This is a genomic window from Algoriphagus pacificus (assembly GCF_017254845.1).
Lineage (GTDB): Bacteria > Bacteroidota > Bacteroidia > Cytophagales > Cyclobacteriaceae > Algoriphagus > Algoriphagus pacificus.
Genome location: NZ_JAFKCU010000001.1, coordinates 467903 through 491750, shown reverse-complemented (window position 1 = coordinate 491750; position 23848 = coordinate 467903). Strand labels below are relative to the sequence as shown.

Annotated in this window: 21 protein-coding genes; 13 read left to right on the top strand and 8 right to left on the bottom strand. The window is 39.0% G+C overall.

Translation table 11 applies throughout. The features are described 5' to 3' along the window. The first annotated feature begins 12 nt into the window (after window positions 1–12). A complete protein-coding gene (locus tag J0A69_RS02000; protein WP_206584835.1) occupies window positions 13–2892 on the top strand; it encodes a TonB-dependent receptor in 2880 nt (959 codons plus the stop codon). A gap of 51 nt (window positions 2893–2943) precedes the next feature. Here J0A69_RS02000 and J0A69_RS01995 read toward each other — a convergent pair whose 3' ends face one another. Together J0A69_RS01995 and wecB are read right to left on the bottom strand one after the other, a co-directional pair. Further along, window positions 2944–3429, bottom strand: coding sequence for a cupin domain-containing protein (locus tag J0A69_RS01995; RefSeq protein WP_206584834.1), 486 nt, complete (start codon window positions 3427–3429; stop codon window positions 2944–2946). A 1-nt stretch (window position 3430) separates the two neighbouring features. Then, the gene (gene wecB / locus J0A69_RS01990) at window positions 3431–4528 is read right to left on the bottom strand and encodes a non-hydrolyzing UDP-N-acetylglucosamine 2-epimerase (protein ID WP_206584833.1); all 1098 of its coding nucleotides are present in this window, start codon (window positions 4526–4528) and stop codon (window positions 3431–3433) included. 138 nt (window positions 4529–4666) lie between these two features. Between wecB and J0A69_RS01985 the strand changes: the two genes are divergently transcribed. From J0A69_RS01985 to J0A69_RS01975, 3 genes are read left to right on the top strand one after another with little or no spacing between them, the layout of a single operon-like run. After that, on the top strand, window positions 4667–5332 hold the full coding sequence (locus J0A69_RS01985) for a hypothetical protein (RefSeq protein ID WP_206584832.1): 666 nt from the start codon (window positions 4667–4669) through the stop codon (window positions 5330–5332). 4 nt (window positions 5333–5336) lie between these two features. Further along, on the top strand, window positions 5337–7040 hold the full coding sequence (locus tag J0A69_RS01980; RefSeq protein ID WP_236032589.1) for a capsule assembly Wzi family protein: 1704 nt from the start codon (window positions 5337–5339) through the stop codon (window positions 7038–7040). Window positions 7041–7053: 13 nt separating this feature from the next. Beyond that, complete coding sequence (locus tag J0A69_RS01975; protein ID WP_206584831.1) at window positions 7054–7569, top strand: FKBP-type peptidyl-prolyl cis-trans isomerase; 516 nt, start codon at window positions 7054–7056, stop codon at window positions 7567–7569. A 257-nt stretch (window positions 7570–7826) separates the two neighbouring features. On the opposite strand, the gene J0A69_RS01970 is transcribed toward J0A69_RS01975, so the two are convergent. Further along, the gene (locus J0A69_RS01970) at window positions 7827–8642 is read right to left on the bottom strand and encodes a type 2 periplasmic-binding domain-containing protein (RefSeq protein ID WP_206584830.1); all 816 of its coding nucleotides are present in this window, start codon (window positions 8640–8642) and stop codon (window positions 7827–7829) included. A 112-nt stretch (window positions 8643–8754) separates the two neighbouring features. Then, window positions 8755–9228 (bottom strand): 23S rRNA (pseudouridine(1915)-N(3))-methyltransferase RlmH, encoded by a 474-nt coding sequence (gene rlmH / locus J0A69_RS01965; RefSeq protein ID WP_206584829.1) that lies wholly within the window; start codon window positions 9226–9228, stop codon window positions 8755–8757. Between the two features lie 168 nt (window positions 9229–9396). On the opposite strand from rlmH, the gene J0A69_RS01960 reads away from it, so the two are divergent. From J0A69_RS01960 to J0A69_RS01945, 4 genes are all read left to right on the top strand, one after another. Next, window positions 9397–9903, top strand: a complete 507-nt coding sequence (locus tag J0A69_RS01960; RefSeq protein ID WP_206584828.1) for a fasciclin domain-containing protein — start codon at window positions 9397–9399, stop codon at window positions 9901–9903. A gap of 104 nt (window positions 9904–10007) precedes the next feature. Beyond that, entirely contained in the window at window positions 10008–13136 is a 3129-nt protein-coding gene (locus tag J0A69_RS01955; RefSeq protein WP_206584827.1) for a S41 family peptidase, read from the top strand. Window positions 13137–13181: 45 nt separating this feature from the next. Beyond that, window positions 13182–14090 carry an NAD-dependent epimerase/dehydratase family protein gene (locus J0A69_RS01950; RefSeq protein WP_206584826.1) on the top strand — a complete coding sequence of 303 codons (909 nt, stop codon included), beginning with the start codon at window positions 13182–13184 and terminating at the stop codon, window positions 14088–14090. Between the two features lie 226 nt (window positions 14091–14316). Continuing rightward, a complete protein-coding gene (locus tag J0A69_RS01945; RefSeq protein WP_206585776.1) occupies window positions 14317–15075 on the top strand; it encodes a DUF2490 domain-containing protein in 759 nt (252 codons plus the stop codon). A 56-nt stretch (window positions 15076–15131) separates the two neighbouring features. Here J0A69_RS01945 and J0A69_RS01940 read toward each other — a convergent pair whose 3' ends face one another. Beyond that, on the bottom strand, window positions 15132–15605 hold the full coding sequence (locus tag J0A69_RS01940) for a YcxB family protein (protein ID WP_206584825.1): 474 nt from the start codon (window positions 15603–15605) through the stop codon (window positions 15132–15134). A gap of 148 nt (window positions 15606–15753) precedes the next feature. Here J0A69_RS01940 and J0A69_RS01935 point away from each other — a divergent pair, with 148 nt between their 5' ends. After that, complete coding sequence (locus J0A69_RS01935; protein WP_206584824.1) at window positions 15754–15981, top strand: hypothetical protein; 228 nt, start codon at window positions 15754–15756, stop codon at window positions 15979–15981. Here J0A69_RS01935 and J0A69_RS01930 read toward each other — a convergent pair. Together J0A69_RS01930 and J0A69_RS01925 are read right to left on the bottom strand one after the other, a co-directional pair. Next, entirely contained in the window at window positions 15978–16388 is a 411-nt protein-coding gene (locus J0A69_RS01930; RefSeq protein ID WP_206584823.1) for a Fur family transcriptional regulator, read from the bottom strand. The genes J0A69_RS01935 and J0A69_RS01930 overlap by 4 nt on opposite strands. 87 nt (window positions 16389–16475) lie before the next feature. Then, window positions 16476–19004, bottom strand: coding sequence for a zinc-dependent metalloprotease (locus tag J0A69_RS01925; protein WP_236032586.1), 2529 nt, complete (start codon window positions 19002–19004; stop codon window positions 16476–16478). Between the two features lie 109 nt (window positions 19005–19113). Between J0A69_RS01925 and J0A69_RS01920 the strand changes: the two genes are divergently transcribed. Continuing rightward, window positions 19114–20229, top strand: coding sequence for an NAD(P)/FAD-dependent oxidoreductase (locus J0A69_RS01920; protein WP_206584822.1), 1116 nt, complete (start codon window positions 19114–19116; stop codon window positions 20227–20229). Here J0A69_RS01920 and J0A69_RS01915 read toward each other — a convergent pair. After that, complete coding sequence (locus J0A69_RS01915) at window positions 20226–21122, bottom strand: UbiA family prenyltransferase (protein ID WP_206584821.1); 897 nt, start codon at window positions 21120–21122, stop codon at window positions 20226–20228. The two genes, J0A69_RS01920 and J0A69_RS01915, sit on opposite strands and share 4 nt — an antisense overlap. 91 nt (window positions 21123–21213) lie before the next feature. Here J0A69_RS01915 and J0A69_RS01910 point away from each other — a divergent pair, with 91 nt between their 5' ends. From J0A69_RS01910 to J0A69_RS01900, 3 genes are read left to right on the top strand one after another with little or no spacing between them, the layout of a single operon-like run. Beyond that, window positions 21214–22290, top strand: coding sequence for a type III polyketide synthase (locus J0A69_RS01910; RefSeq protein ID WP_206584820.1), 1077 nt, complete (start codon window positions 21214–21216; stop codon window positions 22288–22290). Beyond that, window positions 22290–22994 (top strand): methyltransferase domain-containing protein, encoded by a 705-nt coding sequence (locus J0A69_RS01905; RefSeq protein ID WP_206584819.1) that lies wholly within the window; start codon window positions 22290–22292, stop codon window positions 22992–22994. Before J0A69_RS01910 ends, J0A69_RS01905 begins: the two co-directional genes overlap by 1 nt. A 23-nt stretch (window positions 22995–23017) precedes the next feature. Beyond that, entirely contained in the window at window positions 23018–23845 is an 828-nt protein-coding gene (locus tag J0A69_RS01900) for a mechanosensitive ion channel family protein (protein ID WP_206584818.1), read from the top strand. The last annotated feature ends 3 nt before the right edge of the window (window positions 23846–23848 follow it).

The following is a 23848-nucleotide window of genomic DNA, read 5'->3' as shown; positions in this document are numbered from 1 at the left end:
ACAAACCCGTTCATGAGAAGAACACTAGTTGTCCTGATCATTCTGGTCTTATCCCAGGTAATTGCAGGATTTGCTTTTGCCCAAAAAGGAACCATTCGAGGAACTATCTTCGAAGAAGGCACAGGAGAGCCGCTATTCGGTGTTTCTGTTCTTGTTAAAGAAACTTCAACTGGTGCAGTAACTGATTTCGATGGAAAATTCGAGATTCAAGTGGAACCAGGAACTTACTCCCTTCAGATCTCTTACATCTCTTATGCTACCATCGAATTGACTGGTGTAGAGGTAAAAGCTGGTGGAGTGAATGTAATCAACGATATCAGTATGGCTGAAGAAGCATCTGAACTGGAAACAGTGACGATCGCAGCTACTGCTATCAGAACCACAGAATCTGCTTTGATGTCTGTGAAAAGAAATGCAGCCAACCTATTGGATGGAATCTCTGCAAGTACTTTCCGTCAGATTGGTGATGGCGATGCAGCATCTGCTGTAAAAAGAGTAACAGGTGTATCTATCGAAGGAGGTAAATACATTTATGTACGTGGTCTTGGTGACAGATATACAAAAACTGTCTTGAACGGTGTGGATATCCCAGGACTTGATCCGGATAGAAACTCTATCCAGATGGACATCTTCCCAACGAACGTGATTGACAATATCATCGTGTCAAAATCATTCACGGCAGAACTTCCTGCTGATTTCACAGGTGGTGTTGTAGATATTGAGACAAAGGATTTTCCTGAGGAAAAATCCATGAAGTTGAGTTTGAGCGGTGGAATTAACCCGTCGATGCACTTTAATTCCAACTATCTGAAATATGATGGTGGAAGCACAGATTGGTTAGGTTTTGACGATGGTACAAGAGCGATCCCAACAGACGGCAGAACTGACATTCCTCAATATGGTGATGCAGTAGGTAATCCAAATGGTCCTAAGGGAATGGAATACCAGCAAATCTTGGGTGACTTCAATAAAACATTGGGCGGATACAGATCAAATAGTTTGATGGATGCAGGGGTGAGTTTCTCTTTGGGAAATCAAATCGCTAGATCAAGAGCTACTTGGGGTTATAATTTCGCTTTGACTTATAAAAATGAGACTGAATTCTACCAAGATGCAGAATTCAACTTATATGCAAAGCCAAGAGAAGCTAGCGCTACAGAGCTTGAGGCTTTGGAAAAGCAAAAAGGTGATTACGGTGTAAATAATGTATTGCTTGGTGGATTGGCAGGAATTGCTTTGAAAACTGACAATTCTAAGTTCAAACTGAACTTGATGCACCTTCAGAATGGTGAGTCAAAAGCTGGTGAATTTGACTTTGAAAACACAAACCTTGGTGCAAACTTCACTGCAAAGCAATACAACCTAGAATACAGCCAAAGAGCTCTAACAAGTGTGCTTTTAGGTGGTACGCATTATTTCAGCGGAAAAGCTTGGGAAGTTAACTGGAAATTGGCTCCTACGAGATCAACAATCCAGGATCCAGATATCAGATTTACAAGATTCAGAGTACCTGAAAACACAATTTCTACTGAAGTTGGTCTTCCTGCTAGAATCTGGAGAAATCTGGAAGAATACAGTGTAGTAGGTAAATTGGACGTAGCAAGAGGAATCTCTTTATTCCAAAGAGATGCTAAAGTGAAATTCGGTACAAACTACGTGTTCAAATACAGAGATTTTGACATTCAAAGCTTCCAGTTTGCAACCGGTAATACAGAATTCACTGGTAATCCAAACGAGATCTTGATAGATGAAAACCTTTTCGCAGCGGATAACAGAAACGGTGTTAGATACAATGCGGATTTTATTCCAATCAACCCTAACAAATACGAATCAATTGCTACCAATGTAGCGGGTTATGCATCTGTGGAGGCTAATCCAGCTGCTAACCTGAAAGCGATCGTTGGTCTTAGAGTAGAAAAATTCAACCAATTCTACACTGGTACTAACCAGACTGGAACAATCAATTATGATTTAGTGACCATGTTGGACGATTTGGATTTCTTCCCAACTGTCAACTTGATTTATAACTTGAGAGAAAAGCAGAATTTGAGATTCTCTGCTTCAAGAACTATTGCAAGACCTTCTTTCAAAGAATTGTCTTATGCTGAGATCTTGGATCCAATCACAGGTAGAACATTTATCGGTGGCCTTTACCCAGAAACTACAAATGGTGGTTCTGAGGTTCTTTGGGATGGGAACTTGGTTTCTACAAGAATCAACAACTTTGACGTAAGATGGGAAGCATTCCAGGATAGAGGTCAAATGTTCTCTGTAAGTGCGTTCTACAAAACTTTTGAGAAGCCTATTGAAATGGTTCAGTTCCTTTCTGATCCAGGAGCTTTCCAGCCTAGAAACGTAGGAAATGGAACAGTTGCCGGTTTGGAATTTGAATTCAGAAAATCATTGAAGTTCATCGCTCCTAAGCTTGAAAACTTCAACTGGAATACAAACGTGACTGTGACTAAATCTCAGATCAAAATGTCTGAATCGGAATTCAGATCCAGAACATTAACTGCAAGAGAAGGTCAGGAGATCAAAGACACCAGAGATATGGCAGGTCAGGCTCCTTACATCATCAACACTGGTTTGAGTTACCAGTCTTTTGTAAATGGACTTGAGGCAGGTGTATTCTACAACGTACAAGGATCTACATTGAATTATGTAGGTTTCGGTAACAGAACTGATACTTATTCTGTACCATTCCACAGCTTAAATTTGAATGTAAACAAGTCATTTGGTGCTGACGAGCGTATCCAAGCTGGATTTGGAATCCAAAACTTGTTGAATGACAAAAAGGAAATGGTCTTCAGATCGTATGAAGCACAAGATCAGATCTTTACAAGATTGTCTCCAGGAACAAAAATTACAATGAGATTAGCTTTCTCATTCTAAAATATCCAACTACCATAATGATTAAAAAGGCTCCAATTTGGAGCCTTTTTTTTATGTCAATCTGGAAATAATTGCCTCCTGATTTGGAAATTCTTTGAGTAAATCTTCTTTGTTAAATAGCTCAAAATCCTTGAAATCAAATCCTGGAGAAACCACACAAGAAACCAAAGCATAGCTGTCCTCCTCATCTACAGTACTGCCAAAAATCTTTTCTGCAGGCACAAGATGTTGTGGGAAAGATTGAGAAAGAGTAACCGGACCTAAAGAAAGTTTTTGATGCTGACCTTGCTCTAAAATATGAATAGTTAGTGCACTTCCCTCGTGCCAAAACCAATGTTCATCACTTTTGATTCGATGGAATTTGGAGACATTTTCGGAAGTCAACAAAAAGTAAATTACAGTGCGGAGATTCCGTTCGCCACTAGGTGTTTTAACTAAATCCAAGGAACGATAAGTTTCTTTATAAAAGCCTCCTTCCGGATGTGGAAGTAGTTGTAATTCTTCTACCAGCTGCTTTACTCTTTCCTTGGATTTCATGCTAGTTTGGATATTTATCGACCAGGATTTTGACGATTCGCTCTGCGGTTTTACCATCCCAAAGAGGAATTCCCTGATACTTTTTCCAATCACCTTTCATTACTTTTTCCAAATAAGGTTTTAGTTTAGCTGGATCTGTTCCTACGAGTTCGTTAGTGCCAAGATGGATAGTTTCCGCTCTTTCTGTATTATCTCTTAAAGTGATACAGGGAACGTTCATAACTGAGGCTTCTTCTGTGATTCCTCCCGAGTCGGTAATGACTCCTTTTGCATTTTTGACCAAGTAATTAAATTCCAAGTAACCCAAAGGTTCTACCATGATCAAATTACTGGCGTCGATGCCGATTGTCTGTAGGTTTTTGGCGGTTCTTGGGTGTACCGGGAAAATAATAGGCAGGCCACCAGTACCTTCCAAAATTGCATCGATCATTGCTTTCAAAGAATGCTCTTGATCTACATTGGCTGGCCGGTGCATGGTCATTACAAAATAGTTTCCGGGCTCTAAATTTTCGAAAACTTCTCCTTCAGGCTTTTGAAATCTCGGCATTTGAGCCATTAGTGTATCAATCATAGTGTTGCCCACAAAATGAATTTTGTCTTCTGAAAACCCACCCTTTCTCAAATTAGAATTGGCGATTTCTGAAGTTGTAAAAAAGTGGTCAGTGATACTGTCTGTCACCATTCTGTTAATTTCCTCTGGCATGGTAAGGTCTCCAGATCTGATTCCACCTTCCACATGAGCCACATCTATTTGGAGTTTTTTGGCTGTGATAGAACAGGCCAAAGTGCTGGTAACATCCCCAACTACCAAGACCAAATCCGGTCTGTTTTCCATCAGTTCCTTTTCAAATGCGACCATGATTGCAGCAGTTTGTTCTGCTTGAGTGCCGCCTCCGCCACCTAGATTCGCATTTGGTTCTGGGATATTCAGCTGCTCAAAAAAATCACCAGACATTTTTTTATCGTAATGCTGGCCAGTATGGACTAGGCGAAATTTTACATTAACCCCTTCTTTTTGCTGTTTTTGAAGTGCGTGAATGATTGGAGCAATTTTCATAAAATTTGGTCTTGCCCCAGCAACAATGGTAAAATTGCCCATAACTCAAAATCTAATTTTTTTCAAAAATATAGATTACTTATTACTCTCCCTTAGAAAATTAGGAAAGTTTAGATAATCCTCGTTTGGCTGCTTTTTTGTTTCTTTGTGGCTGAAGTTTTTATCTGCAAATTCAATTTCATGATATTTCGCAATTGGTCTAGGACTTGGCTTGTAATTCCAGTTCTGATTTTCTTGAGTGTTCTTTCTTCCTGCACCGATACGCTAGAGTCTGAAACGATAGTTTATTCAAATGATTTTTCAGATTTAAATCTGGCAGGATTTGAAAATGGGAAACTATTCATATTTGGAAATGATACTCTAGCCGGATTTTACCATAATGAAGAGGTGGCAGTTAATGTTAGTGATTTGCCTTCGCATAATTTGTTGAAAATAACGATTGATATAATCGTTCATGATTCTTGGGATGGAAATCCTGATGATGGAATAGGTGGTCCTGATCAGTGGTTTTTTGGGGTAGATAATCTGGAAGTTTTCCGGACTACTTTTTCTAACTCACCTTGTGAATCTACTTATTGTTTGTACCAATCATATCCTGATAATATCTATCGCCAAAATGTTCCAAAATCCGGGGCAACTCAAACAAATTTGCCTGGTCTTTGTCTTTTTGGGGCATTCAATAATTATTCTACCAGGTACAGCATTTCTAAAATCATAGACCATAGTAATCCAAATGCTAGGATCTACATGAATTCAGATTTAGTGGCTAATAATACGCCGGACCCTGTTTGTGATGAATCTTGGTCTATTTCGAAAATTGAAATTAAAGCACTCACACTGAAATAATCCAATGAAGAAACTTGTGAGAAAATTTAGCCGCTTATTTTTCCTTTTTATTCTTGTATTAGGTGCTGAGCAAGTATTGGGACAGACAGTTCCAGTTGGAATGCCTCTTCTGGATAATTATCTCCGAAGAGCGCAACTTTTAGGATTGGTTGATTCCAGTTCCTCTTTTATGATTCGTCCGCTTTATCCAGCGGAAGCTTTTGGAATACAGCATGGGTTTGACGTGGATAGTTCCGTGGTGGATATGGACACCTCGCCAGTTCATAGATATTTTGGGAAGGAAGGCAAAGGAAAGTTTTTGATGCTTCCTGCTGTTCTAAAAACCCAATATAATTCAACCTATGCTTTCGGAGTTAATGATGGAGCTTTCATCCCGAATCGCGGAATGCAGGCAATAGTAAGTACTGGAATCTATGCTTCTTTTGGAAAATTGAGTCTTCAGCTTCAGCCAGAACTGTTATTGGCTCAAAACAAGGATTACATAGGATTCCCAATTGAACATCAGGCAACGATCTTATTCTATTATGAATACATGAACCGAATCGATATGCCGGAACGGTTTGGAGATTCGGGTTATAATAAAATTTATGGTGGGCAATCTAGTCTTCGGTACAACTTTGAGGATGTTTCTTTAGGTATATCAACTGAAAATTTATGGTGGGGACCAGGAAGAAGAACCTCTCTTTTGTTAGGAAATAATGCCCCTGGTTTTCTTCATTTTACAGCGAATACAAGAAAGCCAATCCAAACTAAAATAGGATCTTTTGAGGGTCAGTTTATAGGTGGATTCCTAAACTCTAGCGGATTTTTACCTCCATTATCAGATTATTCCATTCAGGAAAATCCAGTTTATGTCCCGAAACCAGAAGACAGTAAAAGATTCCTATCTGGATTGGTTTTTACTTACCAGCCAAAATGGGTTCCTGGCTTGTTTCTAGGATATGGTTCTGTAAATCATGTGTATAGAAAAGATGTATCTGCTCTGGGCGACATCATTCCGATTTTTAACGGTAGAAAAGGTCTTGAAAATGTGATTGACCCTATTCGGGATAAAAGACAGCAGTTTAGCTCAGGGTTTTTTAGATGGTTAAGTCCAGAAGGTCATTTTGAGTTCTATGGCGAATATGGCACTCGTGATAATAACCGTCGTTTGGGAGATTTTATGATTGAGCCAGAATCAGGTAGAGCTTTTACTTTTGGATTTTCTCATTTGATGGCTTTGAAGAAGCCTGGGCATTATTTCCAGATCAGTTCGGAAATGACCCAAACTGGCCAAACAATCAGAGAAGATATCCGGGATTTAAAGACCTGGTATATTCATGACCATGTCAAAGATGGCTATACGCACAATGGACAGGTTTTGGGAGCTGGAAATGGACCTGGTAGCAATGTGATTTTTGTGGAGTTTGCATGGGTTAATAAAATGAACCGAATCGGATTCCAAATGGAGCGAATCGTTTATAACAATGACTTCTATTATTTCAGATATGAAGCTTCCAAAGATTGGAGAAACAAGTATGTAGACTTGGTTCCTTCACTTGTGGGGGACTGGAAGTTGGGAGACTTCCTTTTGAGCGCCAAAATGCAATATGTCAATACACTTAACTACAAATGGTTCTTAGAAAATCAACCTGACCAATATTTTGTGCCTGGGTATGATAGAAAGAATTTTGTGGGTCAACTTGGTGTTGCATACTTATTCAGATAAAATCTTTCATTAAATGATCGTAGAAAAAAACAAAGTAGTAGGAGTCGCTTACAATCTAAAAGTAGATGATGGCGAATCAGGAATGGTAGATTTTGAGCAGGTTCCGGAAAACCAGCCATTTCTTTTTCTTTTTGGAACCGGCGCAGTCTTTCCAAAATTTGAAGAAGCATTGGCAGGAAAATCTGTAGGAGATGAATTTTCTGTTTTTATAGACTTCGAAAATGCCTACGGAGATTATTACGAAGAAAGAAAAACCATAATCCCTAAATCAAATTTCAAGCAGGAAGGAAAGAAGCAAAAAGATATGCTTAAAGTGGGTGCGGTTATTCCAATGCAGGATGACAAAGGCAACCAGATTAAAGGGGAAATCATCAAAATCGATTATATGGGAGTTCACATGGATTTCAATCCTCCATTGGCAGCACATGATTTACAATTTGATGGTAAGATTATTTCTATCCGAGATGCTGAGCCAGAGGAAATTGACCATGGCCATGTTCATGGGCCAGATGGACATCATCACCATTAATCAAACTTTAAAAAATACCAAATGCCCTAGAAATAGGGCATTTGTCGTATAGGCCTTGGATAGAAAGCATTTTACATTTGGAAAGGAGATACTATTAAAAGTTGAATGAAGACATTTATCGACATCATTCGAATTGTTGCGCTACTAGCCTTTATACTGGTATTTCTACTTTGATTTGGGGTATTTTTTTGACTCCTTAAATTGATTGGGGTGATTGATAAAAAGGAGTAAGGGCTTCTCGCAAAGGGAAGCCATTTTTATTTTACGTCGTAGCCATATACTTTATAAGCTTGCTCAATTGCAAGTTCGCGCAAGTTTTTGATCCTTTCAGAATCATATAGTAGCAATGCTTTTGAAAGCTGCTTTGAGGCAAGTCCGAATTTTTGAGAATTGAAATGGGTAATTGCGTCGTTGTAATATTGTAACCCAGCCAGCTCGACAAGGGATACTTTTCTGAATATTGCGTGGTCTGAGAAGTCAATGGTAGAGTTACCAAGTCGTTGTGTCAAAGAACCAAGCTGGGCGAACTCAACGGGCGCATAGCTGTCCAAATACGCTTGAACCTCAGATGGACTTGTAATCATTCCACCGATTGGCAATGTGCTCTCCAATATGATGTTTTTCCCATCTAATCTGACAAGGATGAAAACATGATAATCGGTTTCCACTATGTCATAATCAAATTTGTAGCGATCCAACAACATCCCCAATGTGGCGGAACCACTTACGCAATCAAACTTGCCTTCTTTCAGCATTTCATTGAAAGTGGAATGCTGCACATAACTCTTCAAAAGATTTTGATGTGACTTTTGGAATAAAACGCGGAGGAAGTTTAAGTCTTTTTTGGTTTTAAGCCTTTTTTCGTCCAATTCCTGAACCAAGGCTTCCCATTTTTCCGGACGGACCTCATCTGCTTTTACAGCTGTAAAAAGTTTTAATGGATCTTTTTGATCACTGTCCCAGATTTGCTTTTCAGTATCTGTTTCAAAAAATAGATTTTCCTCTTGATATACCTTTTCCTGGGCAAAAACAAAGCTGCTTAGCCCGAGTAAAGTTAAATATGTGAGGATCATATGTTTCATCTCGCATGAAGCCTATGTTAATCTTATTACGTAAAGTTAACAATTTGGTAACATTAGCAAACAAAATCATCCAAAACTTAACATTAGAGTAATAAAATTTGACTTATTCGTGGTGGTAAGGCTCGTTTCGGAGTATTGTGAAGCCTCGATAAAGCTGTTCTATAAAAAATGGGCGGATCATCTGATGCGAAAAAGTCATCTTGGAAATAGACAGTTTTCCATTAGCTCTGGAATAAACTGCCTCCGAAAATCCGTATGGACCTCCAATGACAAAAATCAATTGTTTCAAACCGGAATTCATCTTTTTTTGGATGAATTCAGAAAAATCCATGGAGCTATAACTTTTCCCGCGCTCATCCAGCAAAATCAAATCATCCGATGGACTTAGCTTCTTCAGGATTAATTCTCCTTCTTTTTCTTTTTGCAAAATTTCAGAAAGCGATTTGGTTTTCTTCAGATCGGGGATGATTTCAAATTCAAACTTGATGTAAAAATTCAGCCGCTTGCTGTATTCATCAATGAGGCTTTGAATGGCCTGATTGTCAGTTTTGCCTATGGCGATCAATTTGATTTGCATACTTAAATATCAGAATTTTCTTTGGAAGAGATTCACACAATGATTTCTCTTGATTCAAGAGAGTCCCAAGACCCTGCATTTAAAACTCATTTACAAAATTGAAAAACAATTACTTACACAGTTTGTTGATAGACTATTAAACCATTATAACTATCACAATTAACTATTATGAAAAAATTAGGAACATTATTGATGTTGACGCTTCTGATTGTTGCGTCTTCTTTTACTCCAAAGTCTAATTCTGTCCATGAGACAAAAATCGATGCGGATATTGTTGATCTAGCTATTTCGCAAGATTTTTTGACTACGCTTGTTGCAGCTGTCAAAGCTGGTGATTTAGTAGATGTTTTGAAAGGTGATGGACCTTTTACTGTATTTGCTCCAACCAACGATGCATTTGCGAAACTTCCAGCTGGAACAGTGGAAAACCTATTGAAGCCAGAAAATAAGGCACAATTGGTGAAAATTCTTACTTATCACGTAGTACCTGGCAAAGTGATGTCTTCTGACCTAAAAAATGGTCAAATGGCTAAAACTGTAGAAGGAAGTTCTGTAAAAGTAACTATCATGGATGGAAAAGTGATGATCAACAATGCAAATGTAACCGCAGCTGATATTGAAGCTGACAACGGTGTAGTGCATGTGATTGATACTGTGATCATGCCTTCCATGTAATAGATCTCTTTAAATTATTGCAAGAAGCCTATCCATGCCGGATAGGCTTTTTTATTGTTTGCTGTTTTTTAACTTTAATAGACTGATTTAAAAACCACCAAGAAATGAAAAAGCTCTTCTTTGCTCTGTTTTTAGTATTTGGATTTTACGAAGCATCTGCCCAAAGTTCAGAATCTTCTTACTTCACTTTTGATCCGACTCTCACACCTGATGGAGAAACTATTATTTTCAGTTATGAAGGAGATTTATGGAAAGTACCTACCGAGGGAGGACAAGCTGTCCGATTGACAGCCATGGAAGGGGAGGAAACCGATCCTTCGGTTTCTCCAGATGGAAAATGGTTGGCATTTTCTGGGGAGCAATTTGGCAACCGGGATGTATTTGTGATGCCTTTGGCAGGAGGGGAAATTCAGCAATTGACTTATCATGAAGCTACAGATGAAGTGGAATCCTGGAGTTGGGATAGCAAAAGCATTTATTTCACCTCAGATCGATACAACCGATATACTGCTTTTCAGATAGATCTTGATGGATCCACACCAAAGCGCTTATTCCCTAATTATTTCAATACAATTCATAATACCGCTGAAAGCCCAACTACTGGAGAGATCTTTTTTAATGAAAGCTGGGAAAGCAAAAATTTTGCACATCGCAAACGATACAAAGGAGAATACAATCCTGATATCAAGTCTTATAACCCTCAAACCAAAGCATACAAGCAATACACTGATTACGAGGGAAAGGATTTTGGGGTAAGTATTGATGAGAAAGGTACAGTCTATTTTATGTCTGATGAGGCAAATGGTGAATACAACCTGTACACATTCAAGTCAGCTACAAAAACTCAATTGACTGATTTTACAAGTTCAGTCATGTGGCCAAAAGTCAGTGCAAACGGAAAAAAAGTAGTATTTCAAAAAGATTACCAGATTCACGTTTATGATGTCGCATCAGGAGAAACAAGCAAGCCTGCTTTTACCCTGTTTCAAAATCAAACCCTGGGCAAGGAAATCTCCCGAGAAGTTAGTGGAAATGTAAGCAACTTTGATGTTTCACCTGATGGTGAAAAGCTTGCTTTCGTCTCTCGAGGAGTTTTGTTTATCTCTGATATCAAAGGAAAGTTCATCAAGAAAATCCCAACCAATCCAAAGGAGGCTGTAGAGGAAGTAAAATGGCTGGCTGATAATAAAACCCTGTTATACACCAGAACTGTGAAAGGTTACCATAATCTGTTTACAATCTCCGCTCAAAGCCCAGGTGAAGAAAAGCAGATGACAAACGATGTGGATAAAAATAGAAATCTGGAATTGAATGAGGATAGAACACTCGGTGTGTATGTCAGCGGCAGGAATGAGATCAGGGAAATTGATTTGAAATCAATGGAAAGTAAAACCTTGGTTGAGGATGAATTATGGGGGCTCTACACACCCAATGCCTATTTTTCACCGGACAATCAATACATCGTCTATTCTCCGATCAGGAATTTTGAAAGAGAGGTAATGGTTTATCATCGGCCGAGCCAAAAATCCATGAATTTGACAGAAACCTTGGTGACAGAAACTAATCCAGTTTGGTCTCCCGATGGGAAATATGTCTATTTCTCTACAGATCGAACACATGCCAGCTATCCTTATGGAACGGAGGAAGCACATATCTATCGGATGAAGCTAGAAAAGTTTGGCGAGCTATTTAAGTCTGATGAGATTGATGAACTTTTTGCGACAAAGGAAAAAGACGATAAGGATAAAAAAGAGGATGCTTTTACTGTCAAGATTTCTGGATCGGATTTCATGGATAGGCTGGAATTGATAGGTCCAACTTTCGGACAGCAATCAAACCCATATGTGTATCAGAAGGGTGGAAAAACAATGGTTTTCTATACTTCAAATCATGATGAAGGGACTTCTAAAATGTGGAAAACTACCTTAGAAGACTTCGAAAGACCAAAGACAGAAAAGGTCAGTGACCAACGAATGGGAGGCTTTGATATCGTTCAATCGAAGGATAAAATGTACCTTCTTGCCGGTGGAAAAGTCCATACTTTTGACCCAAATAGTAATAAAACCGAAGAGATCAAATTGTCTGAACCCTTCTCGAAAAACCTACGAGATGAGTTTGAACAAATGTATTATGAGGCTTGGGCTGGCATGGAGCAAAATTTCTATGATGGAGATTTTCACGGTGAAAATTGGCAAGAACTGAGAGATCGGTATGCTAAATTTTTGCCTTATTTGCGCAGCAGAGACAATTTAACTGTGATTTTCAACCAAATGCTGGGAGAGTTGAATACTTCTCATTTTGGGTTTAATTCCAATGGCGATGAAGATAAAATCTACTTGGGAAGTAGAAGTATGGAGACTGGAATTTCATTTAAAAATGATGCCCCATACATTGTGGATAAAGTAATCAAAGACAGCCCGCTTGATCTGGATCAGATTCCAGTAAAAACCGGTGATGAGCTGATTGCAGTGAATGGAATTAATGTGGATAAGTCAAAAAATAGGAATTCTTATTTTGTAGCGGCCTCCATGGATGATGAATTGGAAATGACATTCTTAAGAGGCGGAGAGAAAGTCAATGTAAAGGTTCACCCGACCTCATACAATGCCATGAAAACTTGGTTGTATGATGAATGGATGGATACCAATGAGGCCTATGTAGATGAGAAGACTGGAGATAAAATTTCCTATGTCCACATGAAAAATATGAGTGGAGGAGAGCTGCAGCATTTTCTGGAATACATGGTTTCAAACAAAGGAAACCGGGATGGTTTGATTTTAGATCTTCGCTACAATACAGGAGGAAATGTGCATGACCCAGTGCTTCAGTTTTTGAGCCAGAGGTCTTATTTACAATGGAAATACAGAGACGGGGCCTTGACTAATCAGCCTAATTTTTCTCCTGCAGACAAGCCAATCGTTCTATTGATAAATGAGCAATCACTTTCTGATGCCGAAATGACTGCTCAAGGATTTAAAGAATTGGGCTTGGGGACAATCATAGGAACTGAAACCTATCGCTGGATTATTTTCACTTCAGGTCAAGGCTTAGTGGATGGATCATTCTATAGACTTCCTTCATGGGGTTGTTATACATTGGATGGTAGAAACTTGGAGAAAGAAGGAGTAAGCCCGGATATTCGTGTGGATGAAAATTTTGTTGATAGGATGGAAGGGAATCAGAAACAATTGGATAAAGCAATTGAGGTGATTTTGGAGCAATTGAAGAAATAAAAGGTTTGATAACAACCTATTTAGTAAAATGAATAATAGACCATAATGACTAAAAAAAGAATCCTTTTTACAGGGGGATCAGGAAAAGCCGGGAAGCATGCGATTCCCTATTTATTGGATCAGGGATACCGTGTACTTAATGTGGATTTGGTTCCTTTGAAACACCCCGGGGTAGATAATCTAATTGCAGACATCACCGATTCTGGACAGATGTTTAATGCGATGAATTCTTATGCCGGATTGGATGAGTTGGAATATGGAAATGGTACTCCGAAATTTGATGCTGTGGTTCATTTCGCAGCTGTACCTAGGATTTTGATCAATCCAGACAATGAAACTTTCAGTGTAAATACCGTCGGGACTTACAATGTGATAGAAGCAGCCGTGAAGATGGGAATTAAGAAAATCATCATAGCCTCTTCGGAAACTACTTATGGAATTTGCTTCTCGGATGGGCAAACCGATCCAAAAGTATTGCCCCTAGAAGAAGACTATGACGTAGATCCTATGGACAGTTATGGCCTATCTAAAGTAGTCAATGAAAAAACGGCAAGAACTTTTCAAAGGAGGTCAGGATATGATATATATGCCCTTCGAATCGGAAATGTCATCGAGCCTCACGAATACCAAGAGTTGTTCCCTCATTATTTCAAAAATCCTGAAGTGCGTCGGCGAAATGCTTTCTGTTATATTGATGCCAGAGATCTCGGCCAAATAGTCGATTTATGCATCCAAAAAGATGGATTGGGTTTCCAAGTATTTAATGCGGGCAACGATCATAATGGAGCAGTAATTCCAAGCAAAGAATTGTGTAAACGCTTCTTTCCAGGTGTTCCTTTATCACGAGAACTGGATGAGCATGAAGCGCTTTTTTCAAACCGGAAAATCAAAGAAGTCCTTGGATTTAAAGAGCAGCACAATTGGAGAAAATATGTGAAAGAGCCAGAATCCTAAGAATTCTCATGAATTATTTAAGGATATGAAAGTGAAACTTAAATTGTCTCCTTTTCAATCAAGAAGTGAATAATTCAATTAACTTTCAGCTGATTTTACTGCAAATTTCTCTGTTAAAAATGGATAATAGATAAGGATTAGAATTGCTCAAAAACCCATGGTGTGGGTGACTAGAGCTCAAAAGATTTTTTGGTTCAAAATCAAAAAGCACTTAAATCCTTAGACTATTAAATTAAAACCCTACCTCCGTATCACCCTTTTCTTTTTTTTCTTAAGCGGTCAATTTGTCTGTGGTCAAAACAAGATCATTACCAAAGGGAATCAGCAATGGCTGCAGTATTACAATCAGATCCAATTTAATGATCGCTGGACGTTGCTCAGTGATGGAGGATTTCGATGGAGGGAAAATTTTGACGAAAGCTCATTATTTATTGTCAGAATGGGAGTTGGTTATTCTTTGAGGCCTTCTTTACGAGTTGCTGGTGGTATGGCATATTTGGGGTTTTATGCTGCAGAAAAAGTGGCAAAAATTGAAAACAGGCCTTTTCAGGAAATTCAGCTTAAAAATAAAATTGGGAGGATTGAATTAACCCAACGCTTTAGATTGGAGGAGCGCTTTTTTCACTTGGTTCAGCCTAGCTTTTTGGAAAACCCCAACACTTTTAATTTCCGATACCGGTATTCTGTGATGTTTAGTGGGGTTTTATTTTACCTATCCAATTCTAAACAATTCGTTTCCTTAAAAATAGGGGATGAGGTGTTTTTCAATTCGGGCAAAAACATTATTTATAATAGATTTGATCAAAACAGATTTATCGTCAGCCCAACTTTAAATCTGGAAGAAAATCTAGCGATTTCACTCACTTGGAATAAGCAATTTGCCAATACACCAATCAAAGATAATTTTATAAGTTCCGATGTATTTTGGCTTCAGATAAATCAAAAAGTTGTTTTAAAGAAAAAGGGAAAAATTGGAATAAAGTAAATGAAAAAGCCTCCCGAAAAACCGAGAGGCCTTGTAATGCTTTAGAAGGTTAGCTCTTATTTGATCAATTCCTTGCGTTTCAAAATTGTCTCCATAAACTTTCGCTCATTATCTGAATTGAAAATTCGGAAGGGAAGGTGGATAAACTGAGCTTTGGATAGATAAAGAACGTAGGCATCTTTCTTCACTTCAGCCTTCTTAATCATATTCCATTGAACAGGCATTCCCTGACGGGTATTTAATTTCATCAAAATCTGTCTGCTGTCTATTTCGTAGGCTAGTTTTTCAAAGATGGTTTTATTTTGCTCCATTTGAGTCACTCCTGTAAACTGGATGGCCCAGAACAAAACGTATAATATATAGGCGATTAAAGCGCCAATGATCCACCAAATAGAAGGAATCCAGAAATAACCGCACATAATTGCCAAGGCAATCAGAATCACCCACCATTGCTCTTTGAGAATGCTAGTTAATCCCATTTTTATGTAGGTTCCTGTCTCTAGCTGGTATTTTTTAGTCTTTACTATCATCACTTTTATTTTCAGTGCGCAAATATCCTAGTATCTGAGGGATTAAACAAGCCGAATAAAATCATAAAAGCAGGATTTCTTATAAACAAATTGCTCTAGGCATTGATTTAAACTATGTATTCAACTATCTTTTATAAAATTTTTGGCCATGAGTAGTTTAGTGATAGATCTGGTGCTCTGCGGGTTGGCTTATGTGATTTTGATTTATTTCGTAGCCACCCTGACTCGCAACTCTCTGAAAAAGCGAGACAGTAACGGAGATGATGGAGATGGAGGAGTGGAGAATCTAACTCCACCTAAGATTGATTTACCCCCAGGGGTAATTTGGCCTTCTGATGCTCCAAGGACTACGAGGCCTGAGCCAGTTGAACTTTAATGGCATTTGTCACAAACCCCCTGCACCAATAGACTCATTTCTTTTTTCTGAAATCCATTCGGTAATTTTATGGCAGGGAGCGTTATTGCTTCCAAACAAGTGGTTTCACCACAGACTTCGCACTTGAAGTGTACATGCTCATGATTATGCTCCTGATGCTCCTCATGAGAACAAAGCGCATATTTTGCCCCTCCACTATCATCCAACACCTTGTGGATAACATCTTTATCCACAAAAGTTTTTAAGGTTCTATAGATAGTGACTCTGTCAAATTGATTGTCCAGACTTTCTTCTAGATCTGCATGTGATAAGGCAACTTGCTTGTCTAGAAATTCACGGATGATTTCTTGCCGGCAATCAGTAATTCTGAGTTTGTGAGTTTGTAATATGGAAAGCGGTGAGCTCATGTTTTTCTGTTACAACGCTAAATTACAAGAAAAAATTTTAGGGCTAAAATGAAAGAGGCTTCCATTTGGAAGCCTCTTTGTTTGAAATTACTTAGGATCGAGAATGGCGTCAACTCTAGCCAAAAGATCTTCTAAGTGTAGTTTTGACATGGAATCAGAAGTTCTGCCAATGGCTGATCTGATGTCTCTTTGAAGAGTTTTTAGCTCACCTCTTACAACCGGACGGATATCCGACTGAGAAGCGTTGATCTGTGGTCCTACGAAACGTCTGAAATTTGCAGGAACGTTAGGCTCATCATTATTCAATAGGTATTCCAATCGCTCAATATGCGCTCTCTGTAAAGCTCTTCTGTGAACATCGATAGTCTTGCCACTTGGAAGTTCAGTCCAGATACCTTTTCTCAAATCATTGAACAACTGAGTCATAGTATAAGCTTCTGCTCCGTTTAAAGCTTCATTTTCAATCACTCTACCAAGTCTTCCCCATTCTAATACTCCGTTTAGGGTACCAACCTGAACTCCTCTGATTCTTTCCAAAGCTCCAAAATCTGAGGTTCTTGCAAAGATTTCGTCATTCATCAACCAAGTTGGAGTTGCGAAAAGCTCTTTATTCAAGAAATCAACAGCTGATTTTTGGATGTCTTTAGATACGTGGGTGTAAACTGCCTCATCCTGTCCAGTAGCTTTATAAACCTCCAAAACACCACCGACATTTGTTCTTACATGTCCCATGTATCTATTGAACTGGGTCACGACTTGACCATACATTTCTTCTAGATCTTCATAATCTTTAAATGGCTTGTCTTTTTCAGCAGTCCACTCTTCCAGATTAGGAACGATTCTTTTCAAGTTGGCAATGCCATATTCAGAAGCTTTCATGGAGTTATCACCAAGATCTTCAGACTGTGCAGAAGGATCATAGCTGTTTCCTTGACGACCATAACGATAGATTGGATCTCCATTTTTGGAAGTTATCCACATATCCAATGTCTTTTGCTCATCTTCTGGAGTCTCAGCATCTAAAATTGGTCTATAACCCCATGCGATAGCATATTTGTCATAAGGACCTACGTTTGGCATCAAGCTAACTCCCTCATCACCTGGCTGCGCGATGTAATTAAATCGAGCATAATCCATAATAGAAGGAGCTGTACCCATTGCTTTTGTAAACTCAGCATCTCTCAATTTTTCAACTGGATAAGCATGAGAAGAAGCGAAATTGTGAGGTAAACCTAAAGTGTGTCCAACTTCGTGAGAAGAAACAAAACGAATCAATCGACCCATTACTTCATCTTTGAATTGTACACTTCTCGCATCTGGGTTGATCGCAGCTGTCTGAATGAAGAACCAGTTTCTCAATAGGTTCATTACGTTGTGATACCAACCGATATCAGATTCAATGATTTCACCAGTACGTGGATCAGATACGTGAGGACCATAAGCATTCTGGATGTCGGAAGCGAAATATCTGATTACAGAATATCTTGCATCTTCAGGACTCCAGTCTGGATCTTCCTCTTTGCTAGGAGCTCTTTTTGCTATGATTGCATTTTTGAAACCAGCCTCTTCAAAGGCAGCTTGCCAATCTTCTACACCAGCAATAAGGTAAGGAACCCATTTTTCTGGAGTTGCAGGATCGATGTAATAAACAATCTGCTTTTTAGGTTCAACTAATTCACCTCTTTTGAATTTCTCAATGTCTTCATCTTTAACTTCAAGTCTCCATCTATCAAGGAAAGTTCTGTTAGAAGCTTTTTGTGCATCAGCACCATAATCCACAATGGATCTGCTAAACCAACCTACTCGACGGTCTCCCAATCTTTGTTTCATTGGCTCTTCAGGAAGTAAAATCATGGAAGAGTTCATTTCCAAAGTGATCAAACCAGTTGAGCTGTTTGATGGTGGCTCTGCAGCTGCATATGTCAAAATATAACGAGCCTCGATATTGATAGGATAGGTATTGATATGATCGATGTAAGATCTTTCAGAATCCAATCTGGATACTTTGAAGCCAGTTCTTCTGTTTCTAGGAAGGCCAAGCGCCTGAACATCTTTGCTGAAAAGATCCGTTGCCTCAATAACAACTCCAGTGCTATCTGTAGCTCTTGACTTCACATCAAATTTCTGAAGGATCGGCTCCAAATTGGAGTTCTTTACCGCCATAGAGATTGGCAATGAGTCAGCAGCGAAATTGTTTACAGAAACGACTTTCAATAGGACATCATCATTGTTTTTTTCCCATCTCAGCATCAAAGTATTGGTACGCTCACCGCCATAGCCAATTCCGTCTGCAGTTTTGGCGATGGTAGTCACCATGAGCATGTCTTTGCCAAACATCTCTTCAGGAATTTCATAGAAATATTTGTCATCTATCTGATGGACCTTGAAAAGACCGTCTTTTGATTTGGCTTTCTTGGTGATGACTTCAGAGTAAGGTTTTGGACCAGAATTAGAACCTCCTGATGGTCTTGCCGGAGTAGTACTTGCGGCAGGAGCATTTTTAGAATCCTTTTTTTTCTTTTTCTGAGCAAAGCTTTCCTCCGCATGTAGGAACATTCCCATGATGCCTAGCACCATCGAAATTCTCCAAAGTGATTTGGGTAGCATTTTTTTCATATGTTTAAGCTTTTGTTAGCATTCAAAATAAGTTTGATTTTGCAGTTAAAGTTATCTGTCAAACTTATTATTTGATAAGCGGTTTAATCCTAAACTCAAAGGCAATCCATTGAAGGAAAATTATCAAAACGTAATCATCGGAGGAGGATTAGCAGGGCTGGTTTCGGCATACCTACTGGCCAAAAACGGTCAAGAAGTTCTTTTGATCGAAAAGAAGAACTATCCGTTCCATCGGGTTTGCGGAGAATATGTCTCCAAAGAGGCTTTGGGTTTTTTAAACAGGGAAGGGTTATACCCTACTCATTTAGATCTTCCCGAAGTCATGAAGTTTCTTTTTTCTGATACTTCAGGAGATTCAGTGACAATTCCTTTGGATTTGGGTGGTTTTGGGGTGAGTAGGTATGAATTAGATTATTTCCTCTATCAAAAAGCAATAAATGTAGGGGTTCAATTCTTACTGGGTACTCAAGTTTATCACTTGAATTTTGAGGAGAGGGAAGACCTTTTCGAACTTGAATTATCAGACAATTCCCATCTAAAAGCCAGAAATGTGATTGGAGCTTTTGGGAAAAGATCTAGACTGGACAAGGATATGAATCGACCTTTCATATCTCAACGGAGCCCTTACATCGGTGTCAAATACCACGTGAAGATGGATTATCCACAGGACACGGTAGCATTGCATAATTTCGAAGGTGGTTATTGCGGAATCAACGCAATAGAACACGATAAATTCAATATTTGCTATCTGGGTAGCAGGGAACAACTTCGGGAATTAGGCTCCATCGAGGCTATGGAAAAGGAATTTTTATGGAAAAACCCTCAGCTGAAGAAAGTATTTACCGAGGCGGAATTTCTTTTTGAAAAGCCTGAAGTCATCAATGAAATCAATTTTGAACCGAAAGCGCCTGTGGAAAACCATGTTTTAATGGCGGGGGATGCTGCAGGATTGATTACGCCACTTTGCGGAAATGGGATGGCTATTGCGATTCACTCCGCTAAAATGGCAGCAGAGGCATTGATACAAGGAGCAAGTCGAAAGGCAATTGAGCATCAATACGCATCAAGTTGGAAAAGGAATTTTCAGAAAAGGCTCTGGGTAGGTAGAAAAGTGCAGCTACTATTTGGTACACATAATTCTTCTGTTTTTGCCGGAAAGCTGATCAAGAGTTTCCCTTTACTTGCCAATCAAATTGTAAAAAGTACTCACGGCAAGCCTTTTTAATATCCAAAAACCTGGAGAATCTGGGTGTTTTCAAAAAAGTAATAAATAAAGAAGGCGTTTAGCATCAGCGCTGAAACGGCATTCATTCCCATTGTCCAAGAATACGAAGCGTATTTCTCAGGGTTGGTACGAATGAAACTAAACCAAATAAAGAAGTAAAGTAGGATAGGAAGCATGGCTCCCAAGTATATCCAGATCACATCCTGTTGACCTCTGTCGATAAAGTACCAGACGAAGGCAATTCCAGTTAATAAAAAGAAAAAATTAGCAAAATAGAAAGTGCCTTTTATCCCCAAATTTAGACTAAGTGTCTGATCTCCTCTTTTAGAATCCTCTCGATGTTGATAGACTTGTGTCAATGGATAAGAACCCCAAAGCATCAGACTTGTCAACATACCTGGGATCAACACATGTGGTTTTAGAATGGTACTCCAGTCTAGTCCACTCAAACCAACATATGCCATAGCAAATGTGAAATATCCCTGAAAAAACCCAGCGATAAACCAACTTCCATATGGATATTTTTTGATCCGAATGGCTGGATGACTGTAAGCCATACTGACCAATCCATAGACTAGGACCATACTTGCATATTCCCAATTGATCAGAAAGCCTAAACCAATAGCAATTCCAAAAAATACCATTGATAACCAATATAAATCCGGGGTTACTTTTGGAGGAACTTTTAATCCCCCGATGCTTTCTTCATCTTTATCAAAAAAGCTATTGTACCCATTACTTGAGGGGTAAAGAAATAAATGCAGCGTAACAAATACCCATAAAATCCTGAGCTCATTGTGGTTGGGAGTCAAAGCAAGCGCAAAAAAGAAAACGGGCATCAGAAAGAGAGAAAATGGAATTCTCAGATGTTTTAAACTGGAAACTGTGATCATATCGTAATTCTGGATGCTCCTATAACTTTATCAAATGAGGAAGGTTGTATTGCTAGCATTCAATTTAGAAAATATCCTTTAACTTGATCCTATGAATTCCAGCATCGTCAGCATTGGTCTTGCGAATCCAGGTTTGCCTATCCCGCAAGCTTCGATCGCAAGTTTTATGAAGTTTGCTCATCAACTGGATGAAGTGGAATCAAGAAAACTGAGTTTTTTATATCGAAAATCCGGAATTGAGATGCGTCACAGCGTCTTGATGGATTTTGAAAAGGAGCATCCGAGTGAATTCACTTTTTTCCCTACAAACAAAGAGTTAAGCCCATTTCCAGGAACTAAATCCAGAATGGAGGTTTTCACCAAGACCGCACCCCAATTGGCATTTGAAGCATCCAAAAATTGCTTGGACAAAGTGGGTTTAGCTTCGGATGAAATCACTCATTTGATTTTGGTCTCCTGTACAGGAATGGTGGCTCCAGGAGTGGAACTTGAACTGATGAGTTTGTTGAATCTTCCTGAAACGGTCGAGCGCTATTGCATTCATTTTATGGGTTGCTATGCAGCATTCACTGGTATCAAGCTGGCAGATAAGATCTTAAAAGCTGAGCCTGAGGCCAATGTATTATTGGTTTCGGTTGAACTTTGCACCCTTCATTTTCAGAAGGAATATGTGGAGGATAATATTTTAGCAAATTCCCTATTTGCTGATGGAGCAGCAGCAGCACTTTTGACAGCTTCTAATAGTGGTTTGAAAATTAAATCCTATCTGAGTCAGGTCATTCGGGAAGGAGAAAAAGATATGGCTTGGGGAATCGGCGATTTCGGCTTTGAGATGAAGCTCAGCAAGTATATTCCCTCACTTTTGGATGAAGGAATCACCAAATTGATCTCACTTTTTGAAAAGAAATTCAGCCTTTCCCAAATCAAGCATTTTGCTATTCATCCGGGAGGTAGACAGATTCTCAGCAAAGTTCAGGAAGCTTTTGGGCTAAACCCAGATGTGAACAAACATGCTTTGGAAGTTTTGAGAAGGTTTGGAAACATGTCTTCAGCGACAATTTTATTTGTTTTGGAAAGAATGCTTCATGATTCAGCTGTGGAGGGAGATATTCTTTCTTTGGGATTTGGCCCTGGCCTTACTTTAGAAACTTTGCATCTGGAGAAATAATGGGAAAATTCTCTCAAAGAAGTACCGAAAAGGAGCTGATGGATGACTTGGATTGTTCAGGTGAGGAGCTTGCCCAAACCTTGAGGGAACTGAAAACCATCAATAAATGGCTTGGAGGTAATTATGTTACCACAACTGGACTTTCGAAGGTTTTTGAAACTTATCCTCAGGAATCTTATTCGGTCGCTGATATTGGTTGCGGGGGAGGAGATATGATCCGAGTGATGGATAATTGGGCGAAAAAACATAAAAAACAGCTTAATTTCACAGGAATCGACGCAAATAGGAACATTATTGACTTGGCACGAGTTAGGTTAGCTGACATATCCAACATTTCCTGGAAAGTTCAGAACGTCTTCCATGAAGATTTTGCAGATGAAAAAGTAGATATAGCTACTTGCACGCTCTTTACACATCATTTTACAGATAGCGAGCTTTCAGACCTTTTAAAGTCGCTAAAAAGTAAATCCAGATTAGGCATTGTGGTCAATGATCTCCATAGACATTGGTTTGCTTTTTACAGTATCAAATTTCTCACTGCCTTGTTCAGCAAATCAGCAATGGTCAGAAATGATGCTTCTTTATCTGTTTTAAGGAGTTTTTCAAGAAAAGACTGGGAAAGAATCTTGCAAATGGCAGGAATCACAAAGTATAGGATAAGTTGGAATTGGGCTTTCCGTTGGCAAGTCATTATTTTATTTTAGTAAATCATCAATCAAATTTTAGTATGGAATTATCACAAGAAACAATCAGCGCCATTTGGGAACAGGCTATCGAACTGGCTGGAAAAGTTGTTCCTTCGCTTATTTACGCCCTCTTATTTTATATAGTAGGTAAATTTTTAATCAATAAACTGATCAGGGGATTCAGGAGACTTTTGGAAAAGAGAGATGACAATCCCTCATTAAATGAATTCCTGATTGGCTTGGTGAAAGCCTTGTTATATGTATCCCTAGGAGTTGGTATTGCCAATATTTTAGGAGTACCAGTGACATCCTTCGTAGCAATTTTGGGTGCCGCTGGTTTGGCAATTGGTTTGGCCCTTCAGGGTTCCTTATCCAATTTCGCAGGTGGGGTTTTGATCCTGTTATTTAAGCCATTTAAAGTAGGAGATGTCATTACGGCTCAAGGACATACAGGCTCTGTGGTGAGAATTGATATTTTATATACTCATATGACCACATTTGACAAAAAAGAAATCATCATTCCCAATGGTGCTTTGGCAAATTCGGATGTAGTCAATATGAGTACTCAGCCCGTCAGAAGAGCGGATTTTTCAGTGGGGGTAGCTTATTCTTCTGACCTTAAAAAGGTAAGAGAAATAGTTTTGGAAGTATTTAAAAATGATGAACGAGTGCATCAAGATCCTGCTCCGGTCGTTTTTTTAAACGGTTTTGGTGACAGTTCGCTTGACTTAATAATTCGTGTCTGGACAGATGCTGAAACGCTCTGGCCAGTCTATTTTGATGGAATGGAAGCTATCAAAGAGGCATTTGAGAAAAACGATATTTCGATCCCGTTCCCACAAAGAGAGGTTCGGGCTCTTACAGACTGATGA